The organism is Streptomyces sp. NPDC055099 (genome assembly GCF_053607685.1).
Genome location: NZ_JBSGUA010000005.1, coordinates 513,233 through 522,960 on the forward strand (window position 1 = coordinate 513,233; position 9,728 = coordinate 522,960).

General features: G+C 66.5%; 9 protein-coding genes. 8 read left to right on the plus strand and 1 reads right to left on the minus strand.

The genetic code is table 11. The annotated features are described in order from the left end of the window. Nucleotides 1-18: 18 nt before the first annotated feature. The 7 genes from ACWFRU_RS16775 (at nt 19) to ACWFRU_RS16805 (ending at nt 7,168) form a co-directional block, all read left to right on the plus strand. Nucleotides 19-1,644, plus strand: a complete 1,626-nt coding sequence (locus ACWFRU_RS16775) for a peptide ABC transporter substrate-binding protein (protein WP_453687554.1) — start codon at nt 19-21, stop codon at nt 1,642-1,644. An 86-nt stretch (nt 1,645-1,730) separates the two neighbouring features. Continuing rightward, nucleotides 1,731-2,660, plus strand: a complete 930-nt coding sequence (locus tag ACWFRU_RS16780) for an ABC transporter permease (RefSeq protein ID WP_453687556.1) — start codon at nt 1,731-1,733, stop codon at nt 2,658-2,660. Then, nucleotides 2,653-3,615, plus strand: coding sequence for an ABC transporter permease (locus ACWFRU_RS16785; protein ID WP_453687558.1), 963 nt, complete (start codon nt 2,653-2,655; stop codon nt 3,613-3,615). Before ACWFRU_RS16780 ends, ACWFRU_RS16785 begins: the two co-directional genes overlap by 8 nt. An 11-nt stretch (nt 3,616-3,626) precedes the next feature. Continuing rightward, nucleotides 3,627-4,688 carry an ABC transporter ATP-binding protein gene (locus tag ACWFRU_RS16790; RefSeq protein WP_453687560.1) on the plus strand — a complete coding sequence of 354 codons (1,062 nt, stop codon included), beginning with the start codon at nt 3,627-3,629 and terminating at the stop codon, nt 4,686-4,688. Further along, on the plus strand, nt 4,681-5,847 hold the full coding sequence (locus tag ACWFRU_RS16795; protein ID WP_453687562.1) for an ABC transporter ATP-binding protein: 1,167 nt from the start codon (nt 4,681-4,683) through the stop codon (nt 5,845-5,847). Before ACWFRU_RS16790 ends, ACWFRU_RS16795 begins: the two co-directional genes overlap by 8 nt. 141 nt (nt 5,848-5,988) lie before the next feature. Then, nucleotides 5,989-6,522: a SigE family RNA polymerase sigma factor gene (locus ACWFRU_RS16800; RefSeq protein ID WP_453687564.1), complete on the plus strand. Its 534-nt coding sequence runs from the start codon at nt 5,989-5,991 to the stop codon at nt 6,520-6,522. Then, a complete protein-coding gene (locus ACWFRU_RS16805; protein WP_453687566.1) occupies nt 6,515-7,168 on the plus strand; it encodes a hypothetical protein in 654 nt (217 codons plus the stop codon). Before ACWFRU_RS16800 ends, ACWFRU_RS16805 begins: the two co-directional genes overlap by 8 nt. 19 nt (nt 7,169-7,187) lie before the next feature. On the opposite strand, the gene ACWFRU_RS16810 is transcribed toward ACWFRU_RS16805, so the two are convergent. Beyond that, complete coding sequence (locus tag ACWFRU_RS16810; protein WP_453687568.1) at nt 7,188-7,772, minus strand: Uma2 family endonuclease; 585 nt, start codon at nt 7,770-7,772, stop codon at nt 7,188-7,190. Between the two features lie 188 nt (nt 7,773-7,960). Between ACWFRU_RS16810 and ACWFRU_RS16815 the strand changes: the two genes are divergently transcribed. Continuing rightward, on the plus strand, nt 7,961-9,595 hold the full coding sequence (locus ACWFRU_RS16815; protein ID WP_453687570.1) for a peptide ABC transporter substrate-binding protein: 1,635 nt from the start codon (nt 7,961-7,963) through the stop codon (nt 9,593-9,595). Nucleotides 9,596-9,728 lie beyond the last annotated feature (133 nt).

The window sequence follows — 9,728 nt, forward strand, 5'->3', positions numbered from 1 at the left end:
CTCATGAGGAGGAACCCCATGCGTGGTGCCAAGAGCGCCAAGTGGGTCGCGATAGCGGGTGTCGTGGCGCTGACGGCAACGGCCTGTGGTGGCGGCGACAGCGACAGCGGCAACAGTGGCAAGGTCGACCCCAAGGGGATCGTCAGCTACGCCAACGGCGAGCCGCAGAACGCCCTGCAGCCTTCCAACACCATGGAGGCGTACGGCAGCGTCGTCATCGACTCGCTCTTCACGGGCCTGGTCCACTACGACAAGCAGGGCAACATCACCTACGAGAACGCCGAGTCGGTCACCCCCGACAAGGACTCGAAGGTGTGGACCGTCAAGCTGAAGCCGGGCTGGAAGTTCCACAACGGTGAGGCCGTCACCGCCAAGTCGTACGTGGACGCCTGGAACTGGGCCGCCAACCCGGCCAACGGCCAGCAGAACAGCTCGTGGTACCGCGACATCGTCGGCTACGACAAGGTCCACCCCGAGAAGGGGAAGGCCAAGGCGGAGGCGATGGAGGGTCTGAAGGTCGTCGACGACAACACCTTCACCATCACGCTGAACAACGGCATTCCGTACTACGCGTACAAGCTCGTCTACGCGCCCTTCTACCCGCTGCCCTCGGCAGCGCTGAAGGACCCGAAGAAGTACGGCGAGTCGCCCGTCGGCAACGGCCCGTACAAGTTCCAGAAGTGGGACCACAAGAAGCTGATCTCGGTCCGCGCCTGGGACGGTTACAAGGGCGAGAAGCCGAAGAACGGCGGCGTCGACTTCAAGGCCTACACCAAGGACACGGCGGCCTACGCCGACCTGAAGTCGGACAACGTCGACTCGATGCCGATCGTGCCGAACAGCGAGACCGCCAACTTCAAGCAGGACTTCGGCGACCGCGCGATCGAGCAGGACTTCTCGGCGATCAACACGATCAACCCGGCCTTCTACACGAAGCAGTGGAAGGACATCGACGTCAAGGTCCTGCAGGGCCTGTCGATGGCGATCGACCGCGACACCATCGCCAAGACCGTGTTCTACGGCACGCGTGAGTCCGCCACCGGCTGGGTCGCCAAGGGCGTCAAGGGCTACCAGAAGGACGCCTGCGGCGAGTACTGCAAGTTCGACGCCAAGAAGGCCAAGTCCCTCATCAAGGAGGGCGGTGGCGTTCCGGGCAACAAGATCTCCATCCAGTACAACGCCGACCAGCCGCACAAGGACTGGGTCGTCGCGGTCTGCAACAGCATCACCAAGTCGACCGGCGTCAAGTGCGTCGGCGACGCGGTGACCGACTTCGCGGCCGACACGGAGATCCGTGACCAGAAGAAGGTCAAGTCGATCTACCGCTCCGGTTGGGTGCTCGACTACCCGTTCAACGGCAACTTCCTCGCCGACCTCTACGGCACCGGCGTCGACGGCAACAAGGGCGGCTTCTCGGACAAGAAGTTCGACCAGCTGACCAAGAAGGCCGACGCGGCCAAGACGATCGACGAGTCCGCGAAGCTGTACCAGCAGGCTGAGAAGCAGCTGGTCAACACCTTCCCGGGCATTCCGCTCTGGTACAACAAGACGCTCTCCGCGTACTCGAACAACGTGAAGGGCATGGAGTTCGACCAGGCAGGCGACCCGGTTCTCACCGAGGTCGAGGTCTTCGAGAAGAAGTAGTCGTCGGAGTTCCGCTTCCGTGAGCGACGCCCGGTGATCCCGGGCGTCGCTCACGGGCGGGCTCCGCAATGGACGGAGGCACCACCATGGGGCGCTACGTCGCGAGGCGACTGCTCCAGATGATCCCGGTCTTCATCGGGACAACCCTGCTGATCTTCCTGATGGTCAATGTGCTCCCCGGCGATCCCGTACGGGCGCTGTGGGGAGACAAGCCGCCGGACCCGGCGCAGGTTGCGCAGATCAAGCACGACCGCGGGCTCGACCTGCCGCTCTGGCAGCAATACCTGCACTACATGGGCGGATTGCTGCAGGGTGACTTCGGCAAGACCATCGCCGGCAACCGGCCCATTCTTGACGAGATCAGCCAGGCTTTCCCGGTCTCGATGAGACTCGCCGGAATGGCTTGGGGCTTTGAGCTCGTCGTCGGCATCGCCCTGGGCGTGCTGGCCGGTGTGCGGCGCAGCAGGATCGTCGACAACACCGTGACGCTGTTCACGCTCCTCGTGATCTCCGTCCCGATCTTCGTGTTCGGCCTTTTCCTCCAGCAGATCTTCGGCAACAACCTCGGCTGGGTGAAACCGACGGTCCAGGACTCCACGGACTTCCAGCAGCTGCTGATGCCCGCGCTGGTGCTCGGCCTCGTCGGTCTCGCCTATGTGGCACGCCTGAGCCGCACCTCCATCGCGGAGAACCGGCAGGCGGACTACATACGCACCGCGGTCGCCAAGGGCCTGCCGCGCCGTCGGATCATCAGCCGGCACCTGCTGCGCAACTCCCTTATCCCAGTGGTCACTTACCTGGGCACCGACATCGGCACGCTGATGGGCGGCGCGGTCATCACCGAGGGCATCTTCAATGTCACCGGTGTCGGCAACCTGCTGTTCAACGCGCTGGGCCGCCGAGAGGGCGCCGTCATCGTCGGCGTCGTCACGGTCCTGGTGCTCGTGTACCTCCTCGCGAGCCTGATCGTCGACCTGCTCTACGCCGTCTTGGACCCGAGGATCCGTTATGCCTGACCTCACCAAGTCCCCCGCCACGGACGAGGCGCACGCCGTGGCGATCGTCGAGGCCGACGCGAAGGCCGTCGACGCCTCGCCGAGCACGGGCAAGCCGCGCAGCCTCTGGGGCGACGCCTGGCGGGACCTGCGCCGCAGGCCGCTGTTCCTGATCTCGTCGCTCCTGATCGTCGTGGTGCTCCTGGTCGCGGCCTTCCCGAGCCTGTTCACCAGCGCCGACCCCGGTTCCGGCGACCTGACCAACCACTTCCTGCAGAAGCCGAACCTCGGTCACGTCTTCCAGCCGGACTGGTTCGGCTATGACCGGCAGGGCCGCAGCGTCTACGCACGTGTGGTCTACGGCGCCCGTAACTCGATCATGGTCGGCTTCGGTGTGACCATCCTGGTCACCCTGTTCGGCGGCCTGATCGGCATGCTGGCGGGCTACTTCGGCGGCCTGTGGGACAGCATCCTGTCGCGCCTGACCGACGTGTTCTTCGGCGTCCCGTTCCTGCTCGGCGCGATGGTCGTCCTGAACGCCTTCACCAACCGCAACGCCCTGGTCATCACCGGCGCCCTCGCCTTCCTGGGCTGGACGCAGATCGCCCGCGTGATGCGCGGCGCGGTGATCACCACCCGGCACGCGGACTACGTGATGGCGGCCAAGGCGCTGGGCGCCGGCACCAGGCGGATCCTGTTCCGGCACATCCTGCCGAACGCGGTCGCGCCGGTCATCGTCGTCGCCACCATCGCCCTGGGCACGTACATCGTCGCGGAGTCGACGCTGTCCTTCCTGGGCCTCGGCTTCGGCGACGACGCGCTCTCCTGGGGCGGCGACATCTCCGACGCCCTGAATGACATCCGCAACAACCCGCACACGCTGTTCTTCCCGGCAGGAATGCTGAGTCTCACGGTGCTTGCGTTCATCATGATGGGCGACGCCGTACGCGAAGCCCTCGACCCGAAGCTGCGCTGAGGGAGGCGTAAATGACCAGCATCGACATCAAGGAAGACTCGGTTCCCGCCCCCCGCTCGGGTGAGGAAAAGAGTGGCAGGCTGCTGGACGTCAAGGACCTGCACGTCGAATTCCACACCCGCGACGGTGTGGTCAAGGCAGTCAATGGCGTCAACTACAGCGTGGACGCGGGCGAGACGCTCGCCGTTCTCGGTGAGTCGGGCTCCGGCAAGTCCGTGACCGCGCAGGCGATCATGGGCATCCTCGACATGCCGCCGGGGAAGATCCCGCAGGGCGAGATCCTCTTCCGCGGCCAGGACATGCTGAAGATGTCCGGCGAGGAGCGCAGGAAGATCCGCGGCCGGAAGATCGCGATGATCTTCCAGGACGCGCTCTCCTCCCTCAACCCCGTGCTCTCGGTGGGCTATCAGCTCGGCGAGATGTTCCGGGTGCACGAGGGAATGTCGCGCAAGGACGCCAAGGCCAAGGCCGTCGAGCTGATGGACAAGGTCAAGATCCCGGCCGCCAAGGAGCGGGTGAACGACTACCCGCACCAGTTCTCCGGCGGTATGCGCCAGCGCATCATGATCGCGATGGCGCTGGCCCTGGAGCCGGACCTGATCATCGCCGACGAGCCCACCACGGCTCTCGACGTGACGGTCCAGGCGCAGGTCATGGACCTGCTTGCCGAGCTTCAGCGCGAGTACAACATGGGCTTGATCCTGATCACCCACGACCTCGGCGTGGTCGCCGACGTCGCGGACAAGATCGCGGTGATGTACGCGGGCCGGATCGTCGAGACGGCTCCGGTTCACGAGCTCTACAAGCGCCCCGCGCACCCGTACACGCGGGGTCTGCTCGATTCGATTCCCCGGCTCGACCAGAAGGGCCAGGAGCTCTTCGCGATCAAGGGCCTGCCGCCCAACCTGCTCCACATTCCGTCCGGCTGTGCCTTCAACCCGCGCTGCCCCAAGGCGCAGGACATCTGCCGTACGGACGTCCCGGCCCTGGTGTCGGTGACGGAGCAGGACGGCACGGATCTGCCGGGCCGCGGCAGCGCGTGCCACTTCTGGAAGGAGACGATCCATGGCTGAGCCGACGAAGGCTTCGAAGCTCTCGAAGACGGACGAGCCCGCCGACGCCACCCCGAACGTCTCCGAGGTGGACACGGTCGACGCGGCCACCGCCGAGGAGGCCGTCGCGGCCATCGAGGCTCCGGTGGAGCGCGGCGAGCCGATCCTGCAGGTCCGCAACTTGGTCAAGCACTTCCCTCTCACCCAGGGCATCCTGATCAAGAAGCAGATCGGCGCGGTCAAGGCGGTCGACGGCATCTCGTTCGACCTGTACCAGGGTGAGACGCTCGGCATCGTGGGCGAGTCGGGCTGTGGCAAGTCCACCGTCGCCAAGCTCCTGATGACCCTGGAATCCGCCACGGCCGGCGAGGTCTTCTACAAGGGCCAGGACATCACCAAGCTGTCCGGGCGTGCGCTGAAGGCGGTCCGCCGCAACATCCAGATGGTGTTCCAGGACCCGTACACCTCGCTCAACCCCCGTATGACGGTGGGCGACATCATCGGGGAGCCCTTCGAGATCCACCCCGAGGTGGCTCCCAAGGGCTCGCGCCGCCAGAAGGTCCAGGACCTCCTGGACGTGGTGGGCCTGAACCCGGAGTACATCAACCGCTACCCGCACCAGTTCTCGGGCGGTCAGCGCCAGCGCATCGGCATCGCGCGCGGTCTGGCCCTCAACCCCGAGATCATCATCTGCGACGAGCCGGTCTCGGCCCTGGACGTCTCCGTCCAGGCCCAGGTCATCAACCTGATGGAGAAGCTGCAGGACGAGTTCAACCTCTCCTACCTCTTCATCGCGCACGACCTGTCGATCGTCCGGCACATCTCGGACCGCGTGGGCGTGATGTACCTCGGCAAGATGGCGGAGATCGGCTCGGACGAGCAGATCTACGAGCACCCGACGCACCCGTACACGCAGGCGCTCCTGTCCGCTGTCCCGGTGCCGGACCCGGAGGCCCGTGAGGGCCGCGAGCGGATCATCCTCACCGGCGACGTCCCGTCCCCGGCGAACCCGCCCTCCGGCTGCCGCTTCCGCACCCGCTGCTGGAAGGCGGAGGCGAAGTGCGCGGAGGAGACCCCGTTGCTCGCGATCCCCCAGCGGTTCGCGGGCCTGGACACTCCGGCGGCACACGAGTCGGCGTGCCACTTCGCGGAGGAGAAGGACGTCGTGCACGCGGCGTAGTCCCGGCGTCGGCCTCGGGCCGCACATGATGGGGGCGCCCGGAACCACTTGGTTCCGGGCGCCCCCATTTTCGTGCGTAACATCTGGCCGCCGCCGAGCGTGTCCAGGTCAGAGGAAGAACCTGAGGACGGACGGGGGACGATGACGACGCAGTCGAGAGATCCAGAGCGCGCCGCGGAGTTCGACGCGTTCTACGCCGCCACCGCGAAGCGCGTGGTCGCCGCGGTCTACGCGATGACCGGTGATCTGGCGGAGGCGGAGGATGCGGTGCAGGAGGCGTATGTGCGGGCGTGGCAGCGGTGGGAGCGGCTGACGCGGGAGGGGGATCCGCTGCCGTGGGTCAGGACGGTGGCGTCCCGGCTCGCGATCAGTACCTGGCGCAGGACGCGGAACCGGCTGCGGGCGCAGCGCAGGCACGGTGCCGCGCCGGACGTACCGGGGCTGTCCGCGGACCGGGTGGCCTTGCTGGCCGCTCTGCGTGAACTGCCGCCGCAGCAACGCCAGGCGGTGGTGCTGCACCATCTGCTCGACCTGCCCGTGGAACAGGTCGCCCAGGAGACGGGCGCCTCGAACGGTGCGGTTCGCACCCGGCTGAGCCGGGCCCGTAAGGCGCTGGGGGAGCGCTTGACCGACACGACTGCTTTCACCGCGGAAGGGGCGGCCCGCCATGGCTGAGGTCGAAGAGCTGCTGGACGACGTGACGGTGCGGATGCCGAGCGGGGCGGAGTTGCGGGAGCGGGGCGCGAGGCGGACGGCGCGCAGGAGGGTCGCTGTGGCCGCCGTGGTCACGGCGCTGGTGGCGGGGGCGGGGTGGGCGATGCTGCCGGGTGGCGGGGACGGCAGGGAGGTCCGGCCGGCGGCCACGCCGAAGACGAACCCCTTCATGGTGGGCGGTGTCGTGCGCCTGCTGGCGCCGGAGCAGATGCCGCAGGCCGCGAAGTGGCACTGGAAGGGCGACGAGGGGGAGGACATGGTGGACGTGCCGCTGCCGCGGGTGGGCGGCGACGACAGCTGCCCGGGCTCGTACGCGTACGCCGGTCGGCAGGCGCCTGACCAGGTCCAGTACGGCACGGAGTACTACAGCGACAAGGGGGCCACGGCCAGACAGCGTGTCACCGAGTACGACAGCGCGTCCGTCGCGGCCGACGAGGTGTCGCTCCTGCGTGACGCACTGACGGAATGCGGTCTGCGGGAGCACACGGAGGGGCCCGCCCCCTACTGGTCCGGCACCACCGAGTCCTCCTCACGGCTGCGCGTGAGCGTCGAGCGGTGGCGGGACTGGGTGTCGGTGGTGGAGACGGAGGTGGAAGGGCGTGGTTGACGGGCGTGCCTGACGGGCTTCAGCTGTCAGCGTTCCCTGGTTTTCCGTAGCGCCGGAAAGCGGCCGTCTCCACTGTCCAGGGGCCGAACGGCACCTCGTCGCCGAAGATGTACGGCTCCTTGTTCCCGTACCGGCCCGCGCTCGGCTCGGAGTGCACTTCGATCGTGCCGGTACGGGGGTCGACGATCAGGTAGTGCTCGATGCCCATGGCGGGATACTCGGCGAGCTTCTCGCCGTATTCGTTGGCCGGGTTGGACGGCGAGACGATCTCGATGACTGCCAGCACCTGCGTGGCGTCGACGGCGATGCCTTCCTCGTCGAGCACGGCTTCGGGGATCACGAGGGCGTCCGGGCGGCGCATGCGGCCGATCGAGGGGTGCTCGATCTCCGGGCCATTCGCGCAGATGTGGCCGGGGTGGGTGACGAGGAGCTGCTTGTTCAGCTGTCGGCAGATGCGATGGACCGTGCCCTCGTGGCGCTTCGAGGGGCACATCATGGCCAGTATCGGGCCTGAGGGGCCGATCTCGACGTGCCAGGTCCCCTCAAGACTCTCGGCGTAGGCGCAGAGTTCCTCGGCGATCGCGCGCATCTTCGCGTAGTCCATGGTGCGAGGGTAGCGAGCCGTGGAGAGCCACCCCGCCTGTCGGCCTTCCTGTGATGCCATCCGGGGGTTTCCCGGTGCGACTAGCCACGGAAAGACCTCATAAAGATGCGCACCGCCCTGCATTGGGGTGTATTTGGGCCTAAGTCAGACAGACCTAGCCGGACGCAGGGCTGAAAGGGAGGCTCTCCATGCGTGGAGCCACGCACGCCAAGTGGGCCGCATGCGCGGTGACCGTCGCGCTCGCGGCGACCGCCTGTGGCGGAGGCGGGGACAGCGGCGGTGGTGGCGGCGACGGCTCCGGGATCGTGGGGTCCTCCTGGGGTGATCCGCAGAACCCGCTGGAGCCCGCCAACACCAACGAGGTGCAGGGCGGCAAGGTGCTCGACATGCTCTTCCGGGGTCTCATGCGGTACGACCCGAAGAACGGCGAGGCGAAGAACATGATCGCCGAGAAGATCGACACCAAGGACTCGCAGAACTTCACGGTGAAGATCAAGGACGGGTGGAAGTTCAGCAATGGCGAGAAGGTCACCGCGAAGTCCTTCGTCGATGCCTGGAATTACGGCGCGCACCTGAAGAACAACCAGAAGAACGCCTACTTCTTCGGGTATATCGAGGGGTACGAGGACGTCCACCCGGAGAAGGGGGACGCCAAGGCCGACAAGCTCTCCGGACTGAAGGTCGTCGACGACACCACCTTCACCGTCAAGCTCACGCAGAAGTTCTCCACCTGGCCCAAGACCCTCGGCTATCCGGCCTTCGCGCCACTGCCCAAGGCGTTCTACGACGACCACGACGCATGGCTCGCCAAGCCGATCGGCAACGGCCCGTACACCGTGGACTCGTACGCCAAGGGTTCCAAGATGTCCCTGCGGAAGTGGGACGGCTACAGCGGTGAGGACAAGGCGAAGAACGGTGGTGTGGATCTCAAGGTCTACACCGACAACAACACCGCCTACACGGACCTGATGGCGGGCAATCTCGACCTCGTCGACGACGTTCCGGCCTCGCAGCTCAAGAACGCCAAGAATGATCTGGGTGACCGCTACATCAACACCCCGGCGGGCATCATCCAGACACTCGCCTTCCCCTTCTACGACAGCAAGTGGTCGAAGAGTGGGATGGAGAAGGTCCGGCAGGGGCTTTCCATGGCGATCAATCGTGAGCAGATCACCGAGACCATCTTCCAGAAGACCCGCACCCCGGCCACCGACTGGACCTCCCCGGTGCTCGGCGAGGCCGGCGGCTACAAGTCCGGGCTCTGCGGCGACCCCTGCAAGTACGACGCGGACAAGGCGAAGAAGCTGATCGCGGACGGCGGCGGCATCCCCGGCGGCACGCTGAAGATCACGTACAACGCGGACACCGGCTCGCACAAGGAATGGGTCGACGCCGTCTGCAACTCCATCAACAAGGCGCTCGGGAACGACAAGTCCTGTGTCGCGAGCCCGGTCGGCACCTTCGCCGACTTCCGCAGCAAGGCATCGCAGCAGAAGCTGGACGGCGCCTGGCGCGCGGGCTGGCAGATGGACTACCCGCTGATCCAGAACTTCCTGCAGCCGCTGTACTACACGGACGCCCCGTCGAACGACGGAAAGTGGTCCGACAAGAAATTCGACGAACTCGTCGACAAGGCCAACGCCGAGACCGACACAGCGAAGGCCGTCTCCACCTTCCAGGACGCCGAAAAGGTGCTCGCCGAACAGATGGCGGTCATTCCGCTCTGGTACCAGAACGGCAGCGCCGGCTACTCGGACCGGGTCTCCGACGTGGAGCTGAACCAGTTCAGCGTCCCCGTCTACAACGAGATCAAGGTCAGCTGAGGCCCGGGGAGCGGTCGTCCGGCGCGAGCGAATACGCGCCCCGTTGTTCAGCAGGGAGAGGAAGACGCCGCAGCCGACGAGCGCGAAGAGCACGGCCGTCAGCGCCTGACCGTCCACCCGGCCGGAGAGGAGC